This window comes from Fluviicola sp. (assembly GCF_039596355.1).
In the GTDB taxonomy this organism is placed as follows: Bacteria; Bacteroidota; Bacteroidia; order Flavobacteriales_D; family Crocinitomicaceae; genus Fluviicola.
On the sequence record NZ_JBCNJW010000003.1, the window covers coordinates 146,813 to 168,965 of the forward strand.

Sequence of the window (22,153 nt, forward strand, 5' to 3'; positions counted from 1 at the left end):
GAAAACCGGGATTTAAATGGATGCAATTTAGAACCAATCTGAATAGCTTGAAACTATACTATCTTAGCATCTTTTGTGTTTTGAATTCCATTGCTTTTGGCTAAATTCGCGCATCAAACAAATTGTTAAAAAACGACTTTTGTAATCCTTTTATGAACTATCAAGAATACATCCGGGAAATTGAAGAGCGCAAAGCGCAGGGACTTCACCCGAAACCAATTGACAGCGCTGAATTGTTAAGCGAAATTATTGCTCAGATTAAAGATGCAGGGAATGCATACAGGCAGGATTCCCTTCAGTTTTTCATTTACAACACGTTGCCGGGTACGACGAGTGCAGCAGGTGAGAAAGCGGCGTTTTTAAAAGAGATTATTCTTGGAGAGTCAGTAGTAGAAGAAATTACACCCGCTTTCGCTTTTGAGTTGCTGTCTCACATGAAAGGTGGGCCTTCCATCAGCGTATTGCTTGATCTGGCACTGGGAAATGATGCCGCAATTGCACAACAGGCAGCGGATGTATTGAAAACACAGGTGTTCCTGTACGATGCAGATACAGATCGTTTGAAAGAAGCATACCACAATGGGAATGCGGTTGCGAAGGAAATTTTGGAAAGCTACGCGAAAGCGGAGTTCTTTACCAAACTTCCGGATGTTGCTGAAGAAATCAAAGTAGTGACATTCATCGCCGGTGAAGGAGATATTTCAACCGATTTATTGTCTCCGGGGAACCAGGCTCACTCCCGTTCAGACCGTGAATTGCATGGTAAATGTATGATTACGCCACAGGCACAGGAAGAAATCAAAGCATTGCAGGCACAACATCCGGATGCAAGCGTGATGCTGATTGCTGAAAAAGGTACGATGGGTGTAGGTTCATCCCGTATGTCAGGTGTGAACAACGTGGCATTGTGGACCGGAAAACAAGCAAGTCCTTACGTTCCGTTTGTCAACTTCGCTCCGATCGTAGGAGGAACCAATGGAATTTCACCGATTTTCCTTACAACAGTTGACGTTACCGGAGGAATCGGGTTGGATTTGAAAAACTGGGTCAAGAAAACAGACGCTGAAGGAAATGTTGTGCGTGATGAAAACGATGAGCCGGTTTTGGAGCAGGTGTATTCCGTTGCAACAGGTACTGTTTTGACCATCAATACAAAAACAAAAAAATTATATAACGGCGACAAAGAGCTGATTGATATTTCCAAGGCATTCACGCCGCAGAAAATGGAATTCATCAAAGCAGGTGGATCCTACGCAATCGTTTTTGGTAAGAAAATCCAGACGTTTGCTGCGAAAACATTGGGAATTGAAGCTCCGGTTGTATTTGCTCCGTCAAAAGAAGTTTCTGTTGAAGGACAGGGATTGACCGCAGTAGAGAAAATCTTCAACCGAAATGCCGTTGGAATCGCTCCGGGGAAAGTATTGCACGCAGGTTCCGATGTGCGCGTAGAAGTAAACATCGTTGGATCACAGGATACAACCGGGTTGATGACGGCTCAGGAATTGGAATCGATGGCGGCTACGGTGATTTCACCGATCGTTGACGGTGCATACCAGTCAGGTTGTCACACAGCTTCTGTTTGGGATAAAAAAGCACAGGCAAACATCCCGAAACTGATGAAGTTCATGAACGACTTCGGTCTGATCACAGCGCGCGACCCGAAAGGGATTTACCATTCCATGACCGACGTAATTCACAAAGTACTGAATGATATCACAGTAGACGAGTGGGCGATTATCATTGGTGGTGACTCCCACACACGGATGTCGAAAGGAGTAGCATTCGGAGCAGACTCCGGAACAGTTGCCCTGGCTTTGGCTACTGGAGAAGCTTCCATGCCGATCCCGGAATCCGTGAAAGTAACGTTCAAAGGATCGATGCCGGATTACATGGACTTCCGCGATGTGGTTCACGCAACACAAGCTCAGATGCTGCACCAGTTCGGTGGAGAAAACGTATTCCAGGGACGAATCATCGAGGTTCACATCGGAACATTGACTGCTGACCAGGCATTCACATTTACCGACTGGACTGCGGAGATGAAAGCGAAAGCGTCTATCTGTATTTCAGAAGACGATACCCTGATCGAATCACTGGAAATTGCGAAAAGCCGCATCCAGATCATGATTGATAAAGGAATGGACAATGAGCGCCAGGTACTTCAGGGATTGATTAACAGAGCAGATAAGCGGATTGCTGAGATTAAATCAGGAGAGAAGCCGGCGTTGACTCCGGATGCAAACGCGAAGTACTACGCGGAAGTAGTAGTTGATTTGAATCAGATTGCAGAACCGATGATCGCGGATCCGGATGTAAATAACAAAGACGTTTCCAAACGCTATACTCACGATACCATCCGACCGTTGTCTTACTACGGTGGAGATAAAAAGGTAGATCTTGGATTTATCGGTTCCTGTATGGTGCACAAAGGAGACATGAAAATCCTGGCTCAGATGTTGAAAAACGTAGAAGCACAAAACGGGAAAGTGGAATTCAAAGCACCGCTCGTTGTTGCTCCTCCGACTTACAACATCGTAGATGAATTGAAGGCGGAAGGCGACTGGGAAGTGTTGCAGAAATACTCCGGTTTCGAGTTCAATGACGACGCTCCGAAAGGAGAAGCACGTACGAAATACGAAAACATGTTGTACCTGGAGCGTCCGGGATGTAACTTGTGTATGGGGAACCAGGAGAAAGCGGAAAAGGGAGATACCGTAATGGCAACTTCAACCCGTTTGTTCCAGGGACGTGTGGTAGAAGATGCGGAAGGTAAAAAAGGAGAATCTTTGCTTTCTTCTACACCGGTGGTTGTTCTTTCGACTATTTTGGGTAGAACTCCATCCATCGAAGAATACAAAAAGGCTGTAGAAGGAATCAACTTAACGAAGTTTGCTCCTTCACACAAGCTGTTGGCGAATTAATAGAATACCAAATAATAATAAAACCCCGGTCATTGAGCGTAGTCGAAATGCCGGGGTTTTTTAATTAAAGACGGAGCGTTTTTAACCATCCGCATGCAGTATTAGAGTTTTGCCATAAAGGTCTCAAATTCTCCCTTGTCGTATAGAACAGAACCATGTCCGAAACAAAGTATTTTTGGTTTTAGGTTGAATAATTTGTGAATCGATTTCCTGTTCTCTATCCGGTCAGTTGTAAATAAACCGGGAGGTTCATGAAGTCCGGAAATGGTTGTCAGTAAATTCATATTTACCAAGGTATCTCCGACAATCAGTACTCCATCCTTTTCTCTGAATAAAGAAATATGCCCTTTTGAATGTCCGGGGGTTTCAATAACCGTAAAACTCCCCACTTCATCACCTTCCCGGAGTAAATGAGATACTTTATGTCCGCTTCCGGCCCAATACCGTTGTTGAAATTTTGCGATCCAGTGCCTGTTGTTGGGATAGTCGTAAATGACTTTTCCCGATTCCGCATGTTCCTTCTCGATGACAGATGTAAGAAGAGGTATGTTTCGTTTTGTACACACAATACTGCTTGCGCCCTGATGGTCCGGATGAGCATGTGTTAAGACATGCTTGGTAATATCGGAATGCTTGATGGCATTGAGAATTTTATTGGCAGAACTTTTGATTCCGGCATCTACCAGTATGTCATCGATGACATAACAATTAATTCCGCTTCTGGGGAAGAGGGCGATTTGATAAACATTTTTGGCTACTTCTTTCATTTTTAACGAATAAAATTAAACAGCAAAAATGAGGTGTAGGAATCTATTATTCTTTGATATATGTTAAGAAATCTCTTTTCTTATCCTGCTGAGAGATTCGGGAGTGATTCCTAAAAAAGAAGCAATATGAATCAACGGAGTGCGCTGGATGATTTTTTTGTCGGCAGTATTTAAAAAGTCAAGGTATTTTTCTTTTGCCGGGATGGAATGAATCTTAAAAAACCTTTCTGCAAAGCAATTGACCATGTTTTCTGATAGGATTCTTCCGATTTTTTGCCACTGAGGGATCATTTCATATAATTCCTGCATGTCCTTGAAATGGATGGAATAAGTTTCCGTGTCCTCCAGGCATTGTAAGAATTCAGCTGATTTTGTTTGATTGATAAAGCTGGAATAAGCGGAAACAAAACCATTGTCGCAAGACAGGTACGTTGTAATTTCTTTGCCGTCCCTCAAATAAAAAACACGCACTAAACCGGTAATAATAAAATGCAGCTGTGTGGAATCCTGCCCTTCTTTCAGAATAAATTCTTTAGACTTGAATTGATGGTGTTTGAACCTGGATTGAACACTATCCAGATCGGCCTCAGAGAACGTTGCGTATTGGGTAATTTGATGAATAAGGGATTCCATTTTTATTTTAGATATTTTTTCATTTTCGTTTGCTCGATTTTGCTTTGGGATTGTAATCCAAACACAATTGGATCCAATAATTCAATTCCTTTGAACTGTTGAATCCGTGTTCCATGACATAGATGTAATTTTTCATGACCCGTTCGGCCATTTTCATGGGTAAAACATCGTTCCTTTCCACAGCTTTCAAATAGTCTTCATCACTGATTCTGCAAAAAAGAAGATCTTCATGGTTATTCTTTGAAATATGTGTTCCACAACACATTTTATCGTCAACCATAATGCAAACTCCCATGAACATCTTTTTCTCCTGGAAATCCACTTCTTTGGACAATAGCACTTGGCGTATCCGCTCCAATGTATCTTCGTTATAGGCCATATTCAACTTATTTTTCAAGCCCGGGTTGCTGCTGCTTCACCGGTTGGAATGTTTGAGTTCAAATATGAGAATTATCCCGTTGCCATCCAATCCGAAACTTACGGGATGGTATTCAAAGCCCTAGCCACTGAGCGTAGTCGAAGTGCAGGGGCTTTTTATTTTGTTGCATATAAAATGCCCCAGGCACCGTATTTCATTCTTTTCTCAAAAAGCTCCCCAACTTCATATTTTCTATAAACTTCCAACTCAACTCTTTTTCCGGTTTTTGGATTTAAAAATTCGATGTAATGCCTGGGGTTTCCATTTTTCTTTGCGGATATGGAGTAAGTTATTACGGGTTCTTTAATTGTAACGACTTCTGATTTTCCCAGGAATTTATTTGTGGTAATGATTAATGAAAAGGCCATTCCAAACAAAATTCCGGATGTGAAAATAATCATCATCACAATGGAAATAATATCGCGTGCCTTTGCTTTCAATTTATTTTTCGGGATATTATGATCCAAAGGTTTGACTTTTCTATAGTAAAATCGAGGTCCGAAAAGGGACAAGAGTAAAATGATTGGTATTAACAGATATTTTGCAGTGATCAATAGTGCTGTTGAAGTTTCAAAGTACTTGATTGTAAAGAATGGATAACTGATAATTCCTGCGCAAATAATTAAACTTAGAAATACTTTGAGTTGCCATTTTTTCATCTTCGGGTTTCGTTTTTTAAGCTTGATTGCTAGGGAGTTTATGAAAAAAACTTGATCCTTTCAGGTTGACAAATGAGAATTGATAGGTGGACAAGTAAATTGCTGATCAAAAGTAACAATATCCTGTCAAAAGTAATCCTCTTAATTGCTGTTAACGTGTATTATTCAAAGTCGAGAGATGTGCGATCAGTTCCGAATAAATTTCCTGTGCCGGTAGATTGGTGGATTTGGAAAGATCAATCTTTTAAACCGATATAACCATATTCCCTGAAACACAAACTTCACCCTTCACACCCTCCTTCTCTTTGCGGTTGATCTATTATCGAAAAAATCTATGCATTTATAACTTTAATTTAGAACATCTCATTTTTTTAATGCTTAAATTTAGAGGTACACAAAACTTACTTAAAATATGGCCGTTTTCGATTTAGATATGATCAAGGCAGTCTATGAGAAATATCCTTCTCGTATCGCTGCTGCCCGCAAAGTGGTTAACAAACCGCTGACATTGGCGGAGAAAATTTTATATGCCCACTTGTGGGATGGGGAGGCAAGCGTTGCGCACGAGCGAGGCAAGTCCTATGTGGATTTTGCTCCGGATCGCGTGACGATGCAGGATGCAACGGCTCAGATGGCTTTGCTGCAATTCATGCAGGCAGGGAAAAAGAAAGTAGCCGTTCCTTCAACGGTGCATTGTGATCACTTGATTCAGGCAAAAGTGGGGGCCGATGCAGATTTACAGCGCTCCCTGAATGAAAACAACGAAGTGTTCAACTTTTTGTCCTCCATTTCCAATAAATACGGGATCGGTTTCTGGAAACCGGGAGCCGGAATCATTCACCAGGTCATGCTGGAAAACTATGCGTTCCCGGGAGGAATGATGATCGGAACCGATTCGCACACAGTGAACGGCGGTGGATTGGGAATGGTCGCAATCGGTGTGGGTGGTGCTGACGCGGTAGACGTCATGGCAGGAATGCCTTGGGAGTTGAAATTCCCGAAACTGATCGGGGTGAAACTGACCGGGACATTAAACGGCTGGACTTCGGCAAAAGACGTGATTTTGAAAGTGGCGGATATCCTCACCGTAAAAGGAGGAACCGGGGCCATCGTTGAGTACTTCGGCGACGGAGCAATTTCGCTTTCCGCAACCGGGAAAGGAACCATCTGTAACATGGGGGCGGAAATCGGTGCAACGACCTCAACATTCGGATACGATGATTCAATGCGCCGTTACCTGAATGCAACGGGTAGAGCAGAAGTCGTGGCTTTGGCAGATCAGATTGCAGAACATTTAACGGGTGACGCGGAAGTATACGCCAATCCGGAAAAATATTTCGACGAGTTAATCGAAATCAACCTGGATACTTTGGAGCCGCACATCAACGGACCATTTACTCCGGATCGCGGAACGCCGGTTTCAAAAATGAGATCAGAAGCAGAAGCAAACGGCTGGCCGATGAAAATAGAGTGGGGTCTGATCGGATCGTGTACCAACTCTTCTTACGAAGATATGTCGCGTGCAGCTTCCATCGTGGAGCAGGCTGTGAAACATGGAATTACTCCGAAAGCAGAATTCGGAATCAACCCGGGTTCGGAGCAGGTTCGCTATACGATTGAGCGCGACGGAATCATTGCGACCTTCGAGAAAATGGGAACGAAAGTATTTACCAATGCTTGCGGACCTTGCATCGGACAATGGGATCGTGAAGGAGCGGACAAGCAAGAGAAAAATACGATTGTGCACTCGTTCAACCGGAACTTCTCCAAACGGGCAGATGGAAACCCGAATACACATGCATTCGTAACTTCCCCCGAAATGGTGGCTGCTTTGGCAATCTCCGGAGATTTGGGCTTCAACCCGATTACGGATACTTTGACAAACGATAAAGGAGAGCAAGTGAAATTATTACCTCCGCACGGAGATGAACTTCCTACGAAAGGATTCGATGTAGAGGATCCGGGATACCAGGCTCCGGCTGAAGATGGTTCGGGTGTTCAGGTCATTGTGAAACCGGATTCAACGCGTTTGCAATTGCTGGAATCTTTCCCTGCCTGGGACGGACAAAACATCCTGGGAGCGAAATTATTGATCAAGGCAAAAGGAAAATGTACCACCGACCACATTTCAATGGCCGGTCCGTGGTTGCGTTACCGTGGTCACCTCGATAACATTTCAAACAACATGCTGATTGGTGCTGAAAATGCATTCAACGGAAAAGCAAACGAAGTGAAAAATCAGCTCACAGGTTCTTACGGTGAAGTTCCGGCTACACAACGTGCGTACAAAGCGGCAGAAATTCCTTCCATTGTAGTGGGAGACCAAAACTACGGAGAAGGATCTTCCCGCGAACACGCAGCAATGGAACCACGTCATTTGGGAGTTCGTGCGGTCATCGTGAAATCATTTGCACGAATCCACGAAACAAACCTGAAAAAACAGGGGATGCTGGGCTTGACCTTTGCAAACGAAGCAGATTACGATAAAATCAAAGAAGACGATACGTTCAACTTCATTGACCTGGTTGATTTTGCACCGGGAAAACAATTGACGCTGGAAATCGTTCACGCAGACGGTTCGAAAGAAAACATCCTGTTGAATCACACGTATAATGATCAGCAGATTGAGTGGTTTAAAGCCGGTTCGGCACTAAACCTGATCAAGCTGAATGAAAAATAAATAAAAAAGAAAAAGGTGGGGACGCGCATCGCGTCCCCACCTTTTTTTGCATTTTCAATAGTGAGTTAAACCGCTACATGGTGTTCTCTCAAGGCATCGTTCAAAGAGGTTTTCAAATCCGTAGAAGCCTTACGCTTTCCAATGATCAATGCACATGGAACCTGGTATTCGCCAGCCGGGAATGATTTCGTATAAGAACCCGGGATCACCACCGAACGCTCCGGAACATATCCTTTCAGTTCAACCGGTTCTGCCCCTGTTACGTCAATGATTTTGGTCGACATTGTTAAACAAACGTTTGCTCCCAAAACGGCTTCTTTCCCAATACGCACGCCTTCCACAACAATACAGCGTGAACCGATAAACGCATCGTCTTCGATGATTACCGGAGCAGCCTGCAACGGTTCCAAAACACCACCGATTCCAACACCACCGCTCAGGTGCACGTTTTTCCCGATTTGTGCACAGGACCCAACCGTTGCCCAGGTGTCAACCATGGTTCCGGAATCCACATACGCACCGATGTTTACGTAAGAAGGCATCATGATCACTCCCGGAGCAACAAATGCACCGTAGCGTGCCACTGCATGCGGAACAACACGTACACCCAACTCGGCATAATTTGTTTTCAGCGCCATTTTATCGTGGAACTCGAAAGGGCCAACCTCAATGGTTTCCATCTTGCGGATCGGGAAATACATCACAACGGCTTTTTTTACCCACTCGTTCACTTGCCAGGAACCGTCGTCATTCGGTTCTGCGACGCGCAGTCTCCCTTTGTCGATTTCTTCGATCACATGTTCAATCGCCTGACGTGTCTCAGCTTGCTCTAACAAAGCCCGGTTTTCCCAGGCAGCTTCTATAATGGAACGCATATTTTTTGATTTTTGACAAAAGTAATGATTCGTAATTATATCCCTATTTTTGCAGTGTAATTCTAATAGTCAATTTTTTGTCAAAAATTCTCGCAATCGATTTTGGGTTGAAACGAACCGGTCTGGCACTCTCGGATGAGCTGCAGTTATTTGCTTTCGGGCTGAAAACCATTGATAGTAAAACGCTGATGGATGAGCTGAAAATACTGGTTGAAAAAGAAAAAGTATCCGAGATTGTGATCGGTGAACCGAAAAGATTGGATGCTTCCGACTCACACATTACCCAAAATGTACGTTTACTGAAAGAAGCGATCGAAAAAAACTTTCCGCAGCTACTTGTTGCCTTATTGGACGAACGTTTCACGTCAAAAATGGCTTCTGCGGCAATTGCACAGAGCGGATTAAAGAAAAAAGACCGGGAGCAAAAAGGATTGATTGATACGGTAAGTGCCGCAATTATCCTCCAGGATTACCTTCAAACCCGCATGAAATAAGGAAAAGTATTTTGAACGCATCAATTTTTTAACTTTGTAAAACGTTACAAAAGCGTTCAAAGAGTTTCCATGTTCAAGGCGTTTCAAAACGATCTGTTTGAACAAGTGAACTTTTTCAACGTCTGAACGGACGAAATAATACAAAGAATGGGATTATGTCCTGATTCAATAAATGACTAAAAAGAACAAAAAATGATATTGCCGATTGTTGCATATGGTGACCCGATATTGAAAAAAGAAGCGGTTGAGATCGACCAGGATTATCCGGATTTGAAGAAACTCATCGAAGACATGTTCGAAACGATGTATGAAGCATCCGGTGTAGGTTTGGCAGCTCCGCAGATCAACCGTTCCATTCGTTTGTTTGTAGTAGACGGAAGTCCGTTTGCAGAAACCGATGAAGACGAGGAAGAAGATCCGATGGCGGAAGGGATGGAAGGATTCAAGCGTGTTTTCATCAACCCGATTATCGAAGAAGAAGCCGGCGAAGCGTGGGGTTTTCACGAAGGATGTTTGAGTATTCCGAAAATCCGCGAAGAAGTGTTCCGGAAAGAAAAAATCCGCGTAACCTATTACGATGAGAACTGGCAGTTCCACGACGAATGGTTTGAAGGATATAAAGCACGCATCATCCAGCACGAATACGATCACATCGAAGGAGTGTTGTTTACGGATCACTTATCGGTATTGAAAAGAAGACTGCTTTCAAAAAGACTGCAGAACATTTCCCAGGGATTGATTTCTGTTGCCTACAAAATGAAATTCCCATCACTGAAAAAAGGAAAATAATGAAAGCGAGTTATTGGATCGGGATGGCATTGCTGGTTTTCGGTTGTGCTTCCAATGAAAAAGAACCGGCTCAGAATACGGAAGGCGAAGCGAATAAGCCGAACCTGGAACAAGCTGTAAAAGAAATCAAAGCATACGAAGATTCGTTGAAAACCGCTTCCGCATCCGGGGAGTTGGAATACGACCAGCGCACAGCAGTCGCTTATGCTGAGAAATGCCTGGGCTTGTACCACCGTTTCCCGAAATCAGATGAAGCGCCGCGCTACCTGGATAAAGCACACATCATTTTTGCATCCGTTGGTCTGCACCAGCGTTCGGTAGTCCTGGCAGATTCATTGATCATGATGTACCCGACGTATAAAAACCGGGCAATGGTATTGGAAAGTCTGGCCGGAGCTTATGACGTATTTGTGCTTCCGCGCAGAAAGGATAAAGTGAAATACTATTACGAACTCCTGCTGAAAGAAAATCCGAAAATGGATGCGGAGCAACGAAAGCAGATTGAAAATCGTTTAAAATATGTAGATTTAACTTTCGACGAATACATTTCGAAATTGAACCAACGGAATTAATTGAAAAGTGATACTTCGACTCTGCTCAGCATAATGGGAGAATTGAAAAAGGATAGTCCGCAATCGATTTTAGTTGCATAATCCATGGAACTTTTTGACCTCTTTGAACGCTTTTCTCCGATTTTCAATTTCGTTAAGTATGTGTTAAAGAAACGAATTGATAACACTTTATAATCTATATTTACAACAACTAATAAGAAACAAAATGAAAAAAGTATTATTTACAATGATGTTAGCTTTCGTAGCTGTGATCGGCGCAAACACTGCGATTGCTCAAGAAGTACAAAACGGAGCTAAAATCGAGTTCGCGAAAGAAACACATGATTACGGAAATATCAAATACGGTGCAAACGGTACTTGTACATTTTCTTTCACAAACACAGGAAACGCTCCTTTGATTATCTCTAACGCAAAAGGATCTTGCGGATGTACAGTTCCTGAGTGGCCGAAAGAGCCAATCGCACCGGGAGCAAAAGGTGTAATCACTGTGAAGTATGACACCAAACGTTCCGGAGCAATCAACAAGAACGTAACGATTACTTCAAACGCTGTGAACGAGCCTACAAAAGTGATTCGTATTAAAGGAAATGTTGCTCCTCAGCCAGAAGGAACAAGCCCTGTAAACGACGGTGGTGCTCCTTCAGCACACTAAAAACGAATACAAATGCGTGTTTTAATAATCGCATTTCTAATATTGAATTCCGCTTTCTGTATGAGTCAGAGAGCGGAATTTTCTGTTGATAAGGCCGTGTTTACCTTTCCGGATACAGAGGAAGGTCCGGTCATTTCGCACGAATTTGTGATTACCAATACCGGGGATGCCCCCCTGGTCATTTCCGATTACAAAGTTTCCTGTCCGTGTACCAAAGCTTTTTTTTCGAAAGAACCCATTCAGCCCGGACAAACCGCCGTCATTGAAGTGACCTTCGAAACCAAAGGCAAATACTACGAACAGGATCGCACGGTTTTGCTCTTCACCAATACCAAAAAAGGAACCGACAAACTCCGCTTCAAAGTCTACGTTATCCCGGAAGGCGAAGAATAGGCTTGTTACCGGGATTCCTTCCCAATTGCACAAAAACTGGATTTACATGTTAATACTTCTAAATGAAGGTTATCTGTTCTGGTTTCCGATCCCGTCTTTCCGTGGATCGGCCCGGAATAGATAACCGCTTCGTTTGTAATTGGGTGAGGCATTTTTGCTTACTTTTTTTGCCTTGGAAAAAAAGTAAAGAACAATTCAGGTGTCATTGTATTTGTAATGAGCTTATCGAATCATGTCGAACTGAATCGAAGCATCAATTTTTCCCTATTTTAACAGCTATTTAAGACTTGAGTTAAGGTCTTGTTAATCACCATTTCTTCTTTGTTTTAAAGCGGTAGATTTCCGGAATAATTCAAAATCTACTCACATGAAAACAATCATTTTAAACATCGCGGCAACGTGCGGATTGCTGTTTATTTCCAATCAGCAGCTTTGTGCCCAAGAAGTAACCAAAGGGCCTCAGATTTCCTTTGAAAAAGAAACGCATGATTTCGGGCAGGTTCCTTACAGGGGAAATACAACCTATACGTTTGAACTGAAAAATACGGGAAAAGAACCTTTGATTATCTCGAAAGTCGGCTGGTCTTGCTCCTGTACCGTTGCCGAATGGCCCACAGAACCGATTGCTCCCGGGAAGAAAGCCCTTATCAAAGTGCGTTATGACTCAGCCCGGGTTGGTAAAATCAACAAGAGCTTTACGGTTCAATCCAATGCGGTGAATGAGCCGGAGAAAAAATTGTATATCAAGGGAGAGGTTTTGCCGCAGCAGGAATTGCCGGTGGAATCCGCTCCGGCTCAGACGAATTAGAATTCGCCTTTACGGGGTTTCTCGAATCTGGTAAAAAATGCGCGGGTTTGTAAATAGTGCGAAATCACAAATTTACCACCCGAATCGCGGTTGGCAGATTGGAAAAAATCGGATAAGGCCGGCTGAGTGCATTCGAAGCCGGTCCTGAATAAAATCTTTCAAAAATAGGGGTGAGTTATTAACAGGAAATCCACTTGTTTTTCATTCATCCCTTTCTTTTCACTACCTTTAGTGTTCCCAAAAAGAGATCTCACATGTTTTTGATTTTCGATACCGAAACAACTGGTTTACCCCGTGACTGGAATGCTCCGCTGACGGATCTGGATAACTGGCCGAGAGCCATTCAGATTGCCTGGCAGTTACACGATGAACTGGGGAACCTGGTCGAAGCAAAAGACTTCCTGATCCGCCCCGATGGTTTCGATATTCCTTACGATGCCGAGCGGATTCACGGTATTTCTACCGAACTCGCTATGGAGCAGGGGGAAGCTCTGGAAGATGTTATCGCAGAATTCAATGAAGCGTTACGAAAAGCCGAGTTTGTCGTCGGGCAAAACATCGGATTCGACATCAACATCATGGGAGCAGAATTCCTGCGTACGAAAGTCGAAACAAACATGCACGATCTTCCGGTACTCGATACCTGTACGGAAGTAACCGCTGAAATGTGTAAGATTCCCGGGGGACGTGGAGGTAAATTCAAACTGCCTACGCTGACGGAACTTCACAGCTACCTTTTCAACGTACCTTTCGGTGAGGCGCACAACGCAACAGCCGATGTGGAGGCAACGACGCGTTGTTTCTTCGAATTGGTTCGCCGAGAAGTGTTCACCCGCGAAGAATTAAAGGTTGAACTCGATTACTTCGACCGCTTCAAAATTGCAAACCCGGATTACATTCAGCCGATCGGGTTAACGCACCTCAACCTGAAGGAAGAAAGTGCGAAACTCAAAAAGCAGACAAGCGGTGATGCAATTTCGGTAGACGTTGCCGAAGCGCGGGAACGCCTCAAAGACCTTCCGTTTGTGCATCTGCACAACCACACGCAGTTTACGATCCTGCAGTCTACGATGGACGTGAAAGGGCTGATTAAACAGGCTATGAAACACAACATGCCTGCTGTTGCGCTCACAGATATCGGGAATATGATGGCGGCATTTCATTTCGAAAAAGCCATTGCGGGAATTAATAAAGAAATAGAAGCAGAACGGCAGCAAGCCGAAGAAAACGGGCAAGTATATACCAAACAACCACTCTTGCCGATTATCGGTTGTGAAATGTATGTTTGTCGCGACCGTTTGGATAAGACTGTCAAAGACAATGGGCATCTGGTTGTGTTCCTGGCAAAAAATAAAAACGGTTACCACAACCTGATCAAGCTCGCTTCAGCTGCACATACCGAAGGGATGTATTACGTGCCCCGGATCGATAAATCAATCATTGAACAATACCATGAAGATCTCATTGTGCTGACAGGAGGTTTGAATGGTGAAGTGCCCGGATTGTTATTGAATGTCGGTGAAAAACAAGCCGAAGAAGCATTGATCTGGTGGAAAAACCTGTTTGGAGATGATCTGTATGTGGAAATCATGCGCCACGGACAGGAAGACGAAGACCGCGTGAATTCTTCGCTCATCAAACTGGCACAGAAACACGACGTCAAACTCGTAGCAACAAACAACACCTTCTACGGATCGAGAGAAGATGCGAATACGCATGATATTCTCTTGTGTGTACGCGATGGTGAACAAGTTGCCACACCAAAAGGAAAAGGTCGGAATTTCCGCTTCGGGCTGGAGAACGAAGAATACTACTTCAAGTCTGCCGACGAAATGAAAGAACTGTTCCTGGATCTTCCGGAAGCGATTGAAAGTGTAGCGGAGATTTTAGGAAAGATCGAACCCTATGCGCTGGCACGTGAAGTCTTGCTTCCTGCTTTCGAAATCCCGGATGAATTCCGGCATGAGGAAGACGAAAAAGATGGCGGGAAACGCGGTGAAAATGCTTATTTGCGCCACCTGACATACGAAGGAGCGGCGAAAAGATACCCGGTAGTCACGGACGAAATCCGGGAGCGGCTCGACTTTGAGCTGGCAACCATTGAACGAACCGGGTATCCGGGTTACTTCTTGATTGTACAGGATTTCTGTCATGCAGCCCGCGAAATGGGCGTTTCGGTAGGTCCGGGACGTGGTTCCGCAGCGGGTTCTGCCGTTGCATACTGTACCGGAATTACGAATGTCGATCCCGTTGCATACGATCTCCTCTTTGAGCGTTTCCTAAACCCGGATCGTGTATCCATGCCCGATATCGATATCGATTTCGATGATGAAGGCCGCGGACGGGTGATCGACTGGGTAATTGCGAAATACGGAGCCAACCAGGTAGCACAAATTATTACCTACGGTACGATGGCGGCGAAGTCTTCCATCCGCGACGCAGGTCGTGTGCTGGACTTGCCATTGATGGAAACCAACATGCTGGCAAAGATGATCCCGGACAACTTCTCGTTGGATGCGATCTTTAACTGGGAAGAACCGAAACTGGCCGAAAAACTGGCAAACAGTCCGCAGGATTTGGCAAACGTGCAGGAATTGCGCAACCTGGCCCGCGGAACAGATATGCGTGCACAAGTGCTCAGACAGGCGCAGCGCATCGAAGGTTCCGTCCGAAATACGGGAATTCACGCCTGCGGGGTCATCATCACCCCGGATGATATTACGAACTTCGTTCCGGTTGCCCTGGCAAAAGATACGGGCATGTGGTGTACGCAGTTCGATAACTCCGTAGCAGAAGAAGCCGGTTTGCTGAAAATGGACTTCCTCGGGTTGAAGACCCTGACGCTGATCAAAGATGCCGTCCGGAACGTCAAAAAACGACACAACATCGACCTCGATCCGGATTCATTCCCGATTGATGACGAAGAAACATACAAACTATTCCAGCGCGGTGAAACAGTCGGGATCTTCCAGTACGAAAGTCCCGGGATGCAGAAATACATGCGTGAACTGCGTCCGTCCGTCTTCGCCGATTTGATTGCGATGAACGCCTTGTACCGTCCGGGCCCGCTGGAATACATCCCGGATTTCATTAAACGGAAAAATGGGGAACAGGAAATCAAATACGATTTGGATGCCTGTGAAGAATACCTGAAAGAAACCTACGGGATTACGGTCTACCAGGAGCAGGTAATGCTTTTGTCGCAGAAACTGGCGGGATTCTCCAAAGGTGATGCCGACGTTCTGCGTAAGGCGATGGGTAAGAAGCAGCGCTACATCCTGGATAAAATGAAACCGCAATTCGTTGCTCAGGGACAGGAACGCGGACACGATCCGAACATCCTGGAGAAAATCTGGAAAGACTGGGAAGCATTTGCATCCTACGCCTTCAACAAATCGCACTCCACGTGTTATGCCTGGATTGCCTACCAAACGGCGTATCTGAAAGCGAATTACCCGGCAGAGTTTATGGCTGCGGTACTTTCGAATAACCTGAACGACATCACCCAGGTGAGTTTCTTCATGGAAGAATGCCGCCGCATGGGAATCGAAGTACTTGGGCCGGATGTAAACGAATCGTCCTATGAGTTTACCGTGAACCAGGCCGGAGCGATCCGTTTCGGATTGGGAGGGATCAAAGGATTGGGAAGCGGACCGGTAGACAATATCATTGAAAACCGCCAGGCAGAAGGACCCTTCCAGTCGATCTTCGACATGACCAAGCGTTTGAATTTACGTTTGGTAAACAAAAAAGCCATTGAAAGCATGGCGTATGCCGGTTGTTTCGATTCATTTCGCGGAGCGCACCGGGCGCAGTATTTCGCCCTGGATGCTTCGGGGAAAACGTTTATTGAGAACGCGTTGAAATACGGAAGTAGTTTGCAGGAAAACGAAAACTCCTCGCAGGTTTCGCTGTTCGGTGAATCGGCAGATGTGAAAATGCCGGAACCTACGATCCCGAATTCGGAAGAATGGAGTTTGCTCTACAAATTGAACCGCGAACGGGAAGTGGTGGGAATCTTTATTTCCGGTCACCCGCTGGATGATTTCAGGGTGGAGATCGAAGCATTCTGTAACGGAAATGTGGAACTGCTTCAAAATGTGAAAGATCACCTGGGGCGCGATTTTACCATTCCGGCAATCATTACGGATGCACAGCACCTTACCACGAAGACAGGGAAGCCGTTCGGATTGATTATCATTGAAGATTACACGAATTCGCACAAGCAATACATTTTTGGAGATACGTATTTGAAATTCAAACACCTCCTGACGAAAGACCTGTTTGTAGCAATCAAAGGAAAGGTGCAGGAAGGGCCGTACCCGGATAAAATCACGAAGCAAAAACCGATCGAATTCAGCATTCATTCCATTGAGCAGCTGCAGGACATGATGGGAAGTAAAACGGCAACGGTTAATATTACAATCCCGATCAAATTGCTCGATCAGATGATGCTCAACAAGCTGGAAAATCTTTTCAGGGAAAGTGAGGAAGGAAATTGTTCGGTGAAATTTACGGTAGTGGATCACCTCGACAATATGACGGTCAGTATGCCCTCCAAGCGTTTGCGGATCAATCCTTCGGCGAGAATGCTGACGGAGATGAAAGAAATGCAGCTGGAAGTGGGGTTTGATACGAATTAATTGAAAATTTAAAATTGAAAAGTGGAGAAGGGCATTCATTCATGAAGTCCATACCCGGAAATTGCCTTAAGAAAGCGAAAGCGTTCCCTTTTCAATAATACGTGATCTCCCGTTCCTGGAAGAAAACAAACCGGATCAGCAGCGCGATCCCCGCCACACCGATCAGTAAAAGGACGATTCGTTTAGTTTTTTGGTTCATGATTCGTCGGAATGCTTTCGGTATTCTTAATCTTATACAACTCAATGAAATGTCCCAATAATCCTTTCAGATGCGCGATGTCTCCAAGCTCAAAGGAAATGATTTTCCCGGAGTGTAATACGATCAGCAGGTGCTTCCGGTAGTTTTCACCGGAGTAATTTTTCGAGAGTTGTTCGGTTTGGATGGCCGTTGCACAGATTTCTTTCCATGGTATGAAATCTTCTCCGTTACAAGTAATACCGTTTTGATCAATCAAAAGGTAAGAAAGACGGATTTCTCCCGGTAAGGGAAGGTTCGCGCTTTTCTCCCAGGGTTCGAGAATCCGGGTCAGGGAAATATCAATCTTGCGCTGGAAAAATCCCCACAGGCCGCTATCCCTGATTTTCTTTTCGACGAATTGAACCAATCGGTTCTGTCCTTCGGCTACCGTCATGTTGGTAGATGTATTTCTGAATGAAAGATCATCGAATCAGGATTTAAAGCGGATCGAAATCAGGAAATAATGCGGGATATGAAAATGTTTCCCGAAATCTTCCGGTTTGACACCGGTCTGAACCACTTCACAGTAAGAAGCCGATCCGTCTTTGTGTACGGAGGGAGTGATAATTGCGAGAACCGGATTGGATTCGGTGGGGCTTAAGCGGATGGTTTGTTCGGGAGATCCGAAGAAATCTTTCAGAACATAATCGTCAGTACGACTGCTTAGCTTGAAATACTTTTTGGCACTTGTGAAATTGGGGCCGTAAAGCGCGACTTTTAATTGACCGTCAGCTAATTTAACTAAAAACCGCAGTGACAACGAATTCCCGTTGATTTTAAAAAAATCGGATTCTGCTCCATCAAACAAGACGGTGCTTTTCACAAATTGACCGTTTTTGTATTCCTGAAGAGTTACTTCATAGTACTTTTCGTTCAGCGCAGCATCCCCGAAGTTCAGGGTTTTCATGTAGATGCCTTCAAAATCAATGATGCTCCGAAGTTCTTTACTTTCAGTTCCATTATTTGTGGTCATCCGGATAGAGTCTTGTGACAGTGCCAGGTTACTTATCGTCAGCAGGAAAAGAAGAGCAGGGATCAGGATAAATGGTGTTTTCATGAAGTATATAAATTGAGTTGCGTGAAGGTAACTATTATATTGATAATCGGTTGTTTCTTAAAACTAGTGCTGCTTTAAAACGGTTCGTTATTTATAACCATAAACGATTAGTTTGGTCGGTGTCAGTTCAATTTCCAGTTGCCCCGATTGAATCAGCCATTCATTGATTGAAAGGATGTCCTGGGTGTGTTTGAATGATTCGGACTCTTCATGCCTTATCTGTCCGGATCGTGTCTGCTCAGCTGGAAATTCAAGCCACTCGATTTCTTTGAAGGATAAGGGGCCACCAATCAGTACATCCTTGATTCCGGAATCATGAAACGTTTGGTCAAAATTTTCGAACGTGGGAAGAGGAATTTCCCGTAACCGATCATCCCAAATTGTTTTCATCAGGCATGTATGGATCATCTCTGCATGCCGGGATAGAATTATGAACACTTTTAGCCATTTGGTGTTGCTCATAAAATGAGCCGGAAAAGTCATTCGTTTATTTTCGAGTTGTTTATGAAATTTGGTAGTATCCATGAAGTGCCTTAGAGGTGGTCTTATGCAATTTTCCATTCTCAATGGAAATTATTCCATCAAACTCCGCAGCTCAATCAACTCATTCACCTTCTCTAAATTCCCTACTTGTTGAAACGAAGCGATGAGGTTCGTCAGCATGCGGCGGATGATCTCCGAATTGGAGCACGGCTGGAAATGGCTTGCCTGAGGCGCTACCTGGATGCTCGATAAAAACTGAACGATGTCTTCTTTTTGGAGCATGCTCCCGCGGGAAAACGCATTGACATAGAACAACACGCCGTATTCGTTTCCGTTGGAAATGAATTGATTCACGCCGTTGTTGTCCATGTAGGCAAGGATGAAATGATTCGGAAGATTCACCCCGTAAATCGGCAGTTTTAATTCCTGTGCCACCACGCTGTAAAGAATGCTCAGGCTCAACGGATTGCCTTTCCGTGTTTCGATCACCGTATTGATAAACGAATTGAGCGGCGAATTGTAATTCTTGGAATTCCCGGAAAAACCATACTGTCCGAAAAGCACCTTGTTGATGATGCGGATCGATTCAAACGCCGTCATGTTTGGATTGAGTTCCAGCCAGCAATCCCTGCGGATGCGTTCAATGAAATCGTAGACCTGCTTTTGATCCAGTCCCGGGTATTGGTATTTGGCCACAATGATGGCGCCGCGCAGCAAATCTTTCGATGAGCCGTGATACCAGGAACTCAGCTGACGTTTGCATTCCTCAAATTGGATTTCGTGAATCAGTGTTTCGATCCGCGATTGGAACAGAAGGCCGTAATCTTTTTCTTCCCACGAAGATTCAAGCAGCTGCACAGCATCCGGGCCGAACTCCAGCAAACGGTCTCTGACGTGAGCATAAACCTGCTCATCAGGATCGTCCATGAGTGCAATCAGGGCTTGTAAAGATTTGAAATCCTTCATGAAGCAAAGATATGGGAAGGGCAAAGCTTTTTTTGTGAGAATGTTTCCAAAGTATTAATACTAAAATGTGAACAACCGGCGAAAGCGTTCAAACGACTCATTTCTGCGAAGAAAATTTGGCGGTCGTGTGTATCTTTTTACAATCTGATAGCTTATAAGTGATATTTACACATTTCAAACCAAATCGTTTGGTATGTTCTTTGTTATCAACGATATTCGTATCACTAAAAACTACAACAAAATGAAACGGATTTTGATTTTTAGCCTGGCTATCGCTACTATAGCGCAGGTAGCTTCCTGTAAGAAATGGAAGTACGATGAAAGCAGCGCTCCCAAAACAAACGCCATTGTCGAAAATGCGTTTGCAGAAATGGCAAACATGTCGGATCAGGCATACAAAGGCGGAACCTTTGTGTACGGAATCGGTAAACCGATCTTCAAGGTCGGGAAGGCAGAATCGAGTGATTTGTACGAAAAAGCAGATTGTAACGTCATCATTACTTTGGATACGGTAGGTTCGCAGGATACGCTGACCATCGACTGGGGAAGCAATAACTGTACGTGCGACGACGGAAAACAACGCCGCGGTAAACTGATTGTTTCCTACAATGGTTCATACTATGCACAAGGAACGATCATCAAGTACACTCCGGTGAATTACTACGTCAACGACAACAAGGTTGAAGGATATATGACCGTAGAAAACATGGGGCCGAACTCTTTGGGACAACCGTATTACGATGTAAACGTGAATGGAGTAGTGACCTTATCCAGCGGTGAAGTTGCAACCTACGTTTCACACCAGGTAAGAACCTTTACGAACGGATACACGACCCAGTTGTGGATTTGGGACGATGAATACGATATCACCGGAACAGCAACTGCCAATGTGGTGAACGGAGACGGCTACGTGGCAAATATTACGAATGCATTGCACGTAAAAGTAGGTTGCCCGTACATCACGAAAGGAACGCTGGAAATCACGCCGACAGGAAAATCAACGCGTACGATTGATTACGGACAGGGAACCTGCGACGGAACTTTCACCATCGAAATCAACGGACATACGTATACGGTTACGGTATAATAATCAGGAATAAAAAGAAGGGTCGCGATGCATCGCGACCCTTCTTTTATTTCTTATTTCATCAATTCGGTAATCAAACGATCATTGGAATATCCTTCAGCTTCCGCACGATAATTGCGTACGATACGGTGGCGGAGAATCGGTAAAGCAACAGCCTTCACATCGTCAATGTCCGGAGAAAAACGTCCGTGCAGTGCTGCGTGGCATTTCGCACCGATTACAAGGTATTGCGAAGCTCTTGGCCCGGCTCCCCAGGAAATGAAATCCTTTGTCAATTGCGGAGCCATCGGATTGTCTTTACGGGTTTTTGCAACCAGTTTAACCGCAAATTCCAATACATTGTCCGGAACCGGAACACGGCGGATCAACTCCTGGTATTCGGCGATCTTTTCACCCGAAACAATCCGTTTCAAATCGATCTTCGTATCGGAAGTGGTGCTTTTTACAATCGCCAATTCTTCTACGAAAGTCGGGTAGTCGACCCAAATGTTGAACATGAAACGATCGAGCTGCGCCTCCGGCAAGGGATACGTTCCTTCCTGTTCGATCGGGTTTTGAGTTGCAAGTACAAAAAACGGATGCGGAAGCGGGTAAGTTGTTCCTGCAGCAGTTACTCTTCGTTCCTGCATGGCTTCCAATAAAGCGGATTGTGTTTTGGGAGGAGTCCGGTTAATCTCATCTGCCAGGATAATGTTGTTGAACAAAGGCCCTTTGATGAATTTGAACTGACGGCTCTCATCCAAGATCTCCGATCCCACGATGTCCGAAGGCATCAAATCGGGGGTAAACTGTACGCGGTTGAAAGAAAGTCCAAGCGTATCAGCAATGGTGTTTACCAATAAGGTTTTTGCCAGTCCGGGAACTCCGACCAGCAGACAGTGTCCTCTGGAAAAAATGGAGATCAATACCTGGTCTACAACGTCTTCCTGACCAACAATGACCTGGTGGATTTCGTTTTTAAGTGCTTTATAATCTTTTACAAGTTGTTCAATAGCAGCAACGTCTGACATGGCTTTAT

General features: G+C 44.5%; 20 protein-coding genes. 10 read left to right on the forward strand and 10 right to left on the reverse strand.

Annotated features, from left to right (window positions below; translation table 11 throughout):
* Positions 1-152 precede the first annotated feature (152 nt).
* Positions 153-2,921 carry a bifunctional aconitate hydratase 2/2-methylisocitrate dehydratase gene (locus ABDV94_RS08640; protein WP_343606536.1) on the forward strand — a complete coding sequence of 923 codons (2,769 nt, stop codon included), beginning with the start codon at positions 153-155 and terminating at the stop codon, positions 2,919-2,921.
* 101 nt (positions 2,922-3,022) lie between these two features.
* Here ABDV94_RS08640 and ABDV94_RS08645 read toward each other — a convergent pair whose 3' ends face one another.
* The 4 genes from ABDV94_RS08645 to ABDV94_RS08660 all read right to left on the reverse strand — a co-directional run bounded on the left by ABDV94_RS08645 (position 3,023) and on the right by ABDV94_RS08660 (position 5,398).
* Entirely contained in the window at positions 3,023-3,688 is a 666-nt protein-coding gene (locus ABDV94_RS08645; RefSeq protein ID WP_343606538.1) for an MBL fold metallo-hydrolase, read from the reverse strand.
* A 63-nt stretch (positions 3,689-3,751) separates the two neighbouring features.
* A complete protein-coding gene (locus ABDV94_RS08650) occupies positions 3,752-4,321 on the reverse strand; it encodes a Crp/Fnr family transcriptional regulator (RefSeq protein WP_343606539.1) in 570 nt (189 codons plus the stop codon).
* A gap of 19 nt (positions 4,322-4,340) precedes the next feature.
* Entirely contained in the window at positions 4,341-4,700 is a 360-nt protein-coding gene (locus tag ABDV94_RS08655; protein WP_343606540.1) for a TfoX/Sxy family protein, read from the reverse strand.
* A gap of 155 nt (positions 4,701-4,855) precedes the next feature.
* Complete coding sequence (locus tag ABDV94_RS08660; RefSeq protein ID WP_343606541.1) at positions 4,856-5,398, reverse strand: hypothetical protein; 543 nt, start codon at positions 5,396-5,398, stop codon at positions 4,856-4,858.
* A gap of 412 nt (positions 5,399-5,810) precedes the next feature.
* On the opposite strand from ABDV94_RS08660, the gene ABDV94_RS08665 reads away from it, so the two are divergent.
* Positions 5,811-8,078, forward strand: a complete 2,268-nt coding sequence (locus tag ABDV94_RS08665; protein WP_343606543.1) for an aconitate hydratase — start codon at positions 5,811-5,813, stop codon at positions 8,076-8,078.
* Between the two features lie 65 nt (positions 8,079-8,143).
* On the opposite strand, the gene ABDV94_RS08670 is transcribed toward ABDV94_RS08665, so the two are convergent.
* On the reverse strand, positions 8,144-8,953 hold the full coding sequence (locus ABDV94_RS08670) for a 2,3,4,5-tetrahydropyridine-2,6-dicarboxylate N-succinyltransferase (RefSeq protein ID WP_343606545.1): 810 nt from the start codon (positions 8,951-8,953) through the stop codon (positions 8,144-8,146).
* A 77-nt stretch (positions 8,954-9,030) separates the two neighbouring features.
* Here ABDV94_RS08670 and ruvX point away from each other — a divergent pair, with 77 nt between their 5' ends.
* The 7 genes from ruvX (at position 9,031) to dnaE (ending at position 17,304) form a co-directional block, all read left to right on the forward strand.
* Entirely contained in the window at positions 9,031-9,447 is a 417-nt protein-coding gene (ruvX, locus tag ABDV94_RS08675) for a Holliday junction resolvase RuvX (protein WP_343606546.1), read from the forward strand.
* A 192-nt stretch (positions 9,448-9,639) separates the two neighbouring features.
* Positions 9,640-10,236: a peptide deformylase gene (def, locus tag ABDV94_RS08680; protein WP_343606548.1), complete on the forward strand. Its 597-nt coding sequence runs from the start codon at positions 9,640-9,642 to the stop codon at positions 10,234-10,236.
* Positions 10,236-10,808: a hypothetical protein gene (locus ABDV94_RS08685; protein WP_343606550.1), complete on the forward strand. Its 573-nt coding sequence runs from the start codon at positions 10,236-10,238 to the stop codon at positions 10,806-10,808. The genes def and ABDV94_RS08685 overlap by 1 nt, the downstream gene beginning before the upstream one ends.
* Before the next feature lie 205 nt (positions 10,809-11,013).
* Positions 11,014-11,460, forward strand: a complete 447-nt coding sequence (locus ABDV94_RS08690) for a DUF1573 domain-containing protein (protein WP_124744245.1) — start codon at positions 11,014-11,016, stop codon at positions 11,458-11,460.
* Positions 11,461-11,520: 60 nt separating this feature from the next.
* The gene (locus ABDV94_RS08695) at positions 11,521-11,853 is read left to right on the forward strand and encodes a DUF1573 domain-containing protein (protein WP_343606554.1); all 333 of its coding nucleotides are present in this window, start codon (positions 11,521-11,523) and stop codon (positions 11,851-11,853) included.
* A 367-nt stretch (positions 11,854-12,220) separates the two neighbouring features.
* Entirely contained in the window at positions 12,221-12,661 is a 441-nt protein-coding gene (locus ABDV94_RS08700; RefSeq protein ID WP_343606556.1) for a DUF1573 domain-containing protein, read from the forward strand.
* A gap of 254 nt (positions 12,662-12,915) precedes the next feature.
* Entirely contained in the window at positions 12,916-17,304 is a 4,389-nt protein-coding gene (gene dnaE, locus ABDV94_RS08705; protein ID WP_343606558.1) for a DNA polymerase III subunit alpha, read from the forward strand.
* Positions 17,305-17,486: 182 nt separating this feature from the next.
* Here the strand turns inward: dnaE and ABDV94_RS08710 are convergent, their stop codons facing one another.
* The 4 genes from ABDV94_RS08710 to ABDV94_RS08725 form a co-directional block, all read right to left on the reverse strand.
* Positions 17,487-17,936: a hypothetical protein gene (locus ABDV94_RS08710; RefSeq protein WP_343606560.1), complete on the reverse strand. Its 450-nt coding sequence runs from the start codon at positions 17,934-17,936 to the stop codon at positions 17,487-17,489.
* Positions 17,937-17,972: 36 nt separating this feature from the next.
* Positions 17,973-18,599, reverse strand: coding sequence for a hypothetical protein (locus tag ABDV94_RS08715; RefSeq protein ID WP_343606561.1), 627 nt, complete (start codon positions 18,597-18,599; stop codon positions 17,973-17,975).
* Positions 18,600-18,686: 87 nt separating this feature from the next.
* A complete protein-coding gene (locus ABDV94_RS08720; RefSeq protein ID WP_343606563.1) occupies positions 18,687-18,989 on the reverse strand; it encodes a hypothetical protein in 303 nt (100 codons plus the stop codon).
* A 183-nt stretch (positions 18,990-19,172) separates the two neighbouring features.
* Positions 19,173-20,048 carry a transglutaminase-like domain-containing protein gene (locus tag ABDV94_RS08725; RefSeq protein ID WP_343606565.1) on the reverse strand — a complete coding sequence of 292 codons (876 nt, stop codon included), beginning with the start codon at positions 20,046-20,048 and terminating at the stop codon, positions 19,173-19,175.
* Positions 20,049-20,241: 193 nt separating this feature from the next.
* Here ABDV94_RS08725 and ABDV94_RS08730 point away from each other — a divergent pair, with 193 nt between their 5' ends.
* The gene (locus tag ABDV94_RS08730; protein WP_343606567.1) at positions 20,242-21,135 is read left to right on the forward strand and encodes a hypothetical protein; all 894 of its coding nucleotides are present in this window, start codon (positions 20,242-20,244) and stop codon (positions 21,133-21,135) included.
* Positions 21,136-21,188: 53 nt separating this feature from the next.
* Here the strand turns inward: ABDV94_RS08730 and ABDV94_RS08735 are convergent, their stop codons facing one another.
* Positions 21,189-22,145 carry an AAA family ATPase gene (locus ABDV94_RS08735; RefSeq protein WP_343606569.1) on the reverse strand — a complete coding sequence of 319 codons (957 nt, stop codon included), beginning with the start codon at positions 22,143-22,145 and terminating at the stop codon, positions 21,189-21,191.
* Between the last annotated feature and the right edge of the window lie 8 nt (positions 22,146-22,153).

Coding starts and splice junctions, on each gene's coding strand:
- ABDV94_RS08640 (WP_343606536.1), top strand. CDS start 153: ATGAACTATCAAGAATACATCCGGGAAATTGAAGAGCGCAAAGCGCAG.
- ABDV94_RS08645 (WP_343606538.1), bottom strand. CDS start 3,688: ATGAAAGAAGTAGCCAAAAATGTTTATCAAATCGCCCTCTTCCCCAGA.
- ABDV94_RS08650 (WP_343606539.1), bottom strand. CDS start 4,321: ATGGAATCCCTTATTCATCAAATTACCCAATACGCAACGTTCTCTGAG.
- ABDV94_RS08655 (WP_343606540.1), bottom strand. CDS start 4,700: ATGGCCTATAACGAAGATACATTGGAGCGGATACGCCAAGTGCTATTG.
- ABDV94_RS08660 (WP_343606541.1), bottom strand. CDS start 5,398: ATGAAAAAATGGCAACTCAAAGTATTTCTAAGTTTAATTATTTGCGCA.
- ABDV94_RS08665 (WP_343606543.1), top strand. CDS start 5,811: ATGGCCGTTTTCGATTTAGATATGATCAAGGCAGTCTATGAGAAATAT.
- ABDV94_RS08670 (WP_343606545.1), bottom strand. CDS start 8,953: ATGCGTTCCATTATAGAAGCTGCCTGGGAAAACCGGGCTTTGTTAGAG.
- def (WP_343606548.1), top strand. CDS start 9,640: ATGATATTGCCGATTGTTGCATATGGTGACCCGATATTGAAAAAAGAA.
- ABDV94_RS08685 (WP_343606550.1), top strand. CDS start 10,236: ATGAAAGCGAGTTATTGGATCGGGATGGCATTGCTGGTTTTCGGTTGT.
- ABDV94_RS08690 (WP_124744245.1), top strand. CDS start 11,014: ATGAAAAAAGTATTATTTACAATGATGTTAGCTTTCGTAGCTGTGATC.
- ABDV94_RS08695 (WP_343606554.1), top strand. CDS start 11,521: ATGAGTCAGAGAGCGGAATTTTCTGTTGATAAGGCCGTGTTTACCTTT.
- ABDV94_RS08700 (WP_343606556.1), top strand. CDS start 12,221: ATGAAAACAATCATTTTAAACATCGCGGCAACGTGCGGATTGCTGTTT.
- dnaE (WP_343606558.1), top strand. CDS start 12,916: ATGTTTTTGATTTTCGATACCGAAACAACTGGTTTACCCCGTGACTGG.
- ABDV94_RS08710 (WP_343606560.1), bottom strand. CDS start 17,936: ATGACGGTAGCCGAAGGACAGAACCGATTGGTTCAATTCGTCGAAAAG.
- ABDV94_RS08715 (WP_343606561.1), bottom strand. CDS start 18,599: ATGAAAACACCATTTATCCTGATCCCTGCTCTTCTTTTCCTGCTGACG.
- ABDV94_RS08720 (WP_343606563.1), bottom strand. CDS start 18,989: ATGAAAACAATTTGGGATGATCGGTTACGGGAAATTCCTCTTCCCACG.
- ABDV94_RS08725 (WP_343606565.1), bottom strand. CDS start 20,048: ATGAAGGATTTCAAATCTTTACAAGCCCTGATTGCACTCATGGACGAT.
- ABDV94_RS08730 (WP_343606567.1), top strand. CDS start 20,242: ATGTTCTTTGTTATCAACGATATTCGTATCACTAAAAACTACAACAAA.
- ABDV94_RS08735 (WP_343606569.1), bottom strand. CDS start 22,145: ATGTCAGACGTTGCTGCTATTGAACAACTTGTAAAAGATTATAAAGCA.